Source organism: Kineococcus indalonis, assembly GCF_009906395.1.
In the GTDB taxonomy this organism is placed as follows: Bacteria; Actinomycetota; Actinomycetes; order Actinomycetales; family Kineococcaceae; genus Kineococcus; species Kineococcus indalonis.
On the sequence record NZ_JAAALM010000709.1, the window covers coordinates 1 to 1573 of the forward strand.

Below are 1573 nucleotides of genomic sequence, written 5' to 3' on the forward strand. Positions count from 1 at the left end.
CCCGCCTGCAGCGCTCCCTCGCCGACGACGACCCCGCCGCCCACGCCGCCCCCCTCGCCGCGGACGACCGCTCCGTGCAGGTGCACGCCTGCCACGGCCGCACCCGCCAGGTGGAGGTGCTGCGCGAGGCCGTGCTCGGCCTGCTCGACGCCGACCCCACCCTGCAGCCGCGCGACGTGCTCGTCGTGTGCCCCGACGTGGAGGCCTACGCCCCCGTCGTCAGCGCCGTCTTCGCCACCGACAGCCACCCCGGCGCGGCGCTGCGCGTGTCCGTCGCCGACCGCTCCCCGCTGCAGGCCAACCCGCTGCTGGCGCTGGCCGCGCGCCTCCTGGAGCTCGCCACCGGCCGCGCCACCGCCACCGACGTGCTCGACCTGGCCGCCGCCGAGCCCGTGCGGGTGCGCTTCGGCTTCGACGACGAGGAGCTGGAGCAGCTGCGCCGGTGGGCCGTGGAGGCCGGCGTGCACTGGGGCCTGGGCGCGGAGCACCGCCGCGCCTGGCAGCTGGGGGAGGTGCGCCAGGGCTCCTGGCGCACCGGCCTGGACCGCGTCCTCGTCGGCGTCGCCCTCGGCGGCGACCTGCTGCCCTCCGCCGGACCCGAGGACCCCGTCGCCCCGCTCGCCGACGTCGAGTCCAGCCGCGTCGACCTCGCCGGCCGCCTGGCCGAGCTGCTGGACCGGCTCGAGGCCGCCGTGCGGCGCCTGAGCCGCCCCCAGCCCGTCGCGCAGTGGTGCGAGGCGCTGCTCGAGGGCGTCCTCGACCTCGGCGCCGCCCCCGCCGAGGCCGCCTGGCAGGACGCCCAGGTGCGCCGCGAGCTGGGCCGGGTGCGCGAGCTCGCCGCCCGCGCCGGCGGCGCCCCCGTGGGCCCCGCCGACGCCGCCGCCCTGCTCGCCGGCCGCTTCGAGGGCACCGCCGCGCGCGTGTCCTTCCGCACCGGCGCGATGACCGTGTGCGCCCCCGGGGCGCTGCGCGCCGTGCCGCACCGCGTCGTGTGCCTGCTCGGCCTCGACGACGACGCCTTCCCCCGCGCCGACGCCCCCGACGGCGACGACCCCCTGGCGCGCGAGCCCCACCTCGGCGAGCACGACGCGCGCGCCGAGGACCGCCAGGCGTTCCTCGACGCCGTCCTCGCCGCCCGCGAGCACCTGCTGGTCACCTACGGCGGGCGCGACGTGCGCACCGGCGCCGAGCTGCCCCCCGCGGTGCCCGTGGGTGAGCTGCTCGACGCCCTGGACCTGCTCGGCGCCCCCGGCGGGCCCCCGGTGCGCGGGCGCGTCCTGGTGCACCACCCCCTGCAGCCCACCGACGCGCGCAACTTCACCGCCGGTGCCCTCGGCCGCGACGGCGCGTTCAGCTTCGACACCACCGCCCACGCCGGCGCCCTCGCCGCCGCCGCCGGCACCCGTCCGCCCGCGCCCTTCCTGGGCGCCGCCCTGCCCGAGCAGCCCGCGCCCGGCGGCGAGGTCGACCTCGACGCCCTGGTGCGCTTCTGGCAGCACCCCGCCCGCGGCTTCCTGCGCCAGCGCCTCGACGTCGCCGCCGACACCCGCGGCGAGGAGCCCGACGACGCCCG

General features: G+C 80.4%; 1 pseudogene. It reads left to right on the forward strand.

Annotation, left to right across the window (positions count from 1 at the left end):
• Positions 1–1573: pseudogene (locus tag GTR00_RS20495) on the forward strand (exodeoxyribonuclease V subunit gamma); the annotation flags it as partial.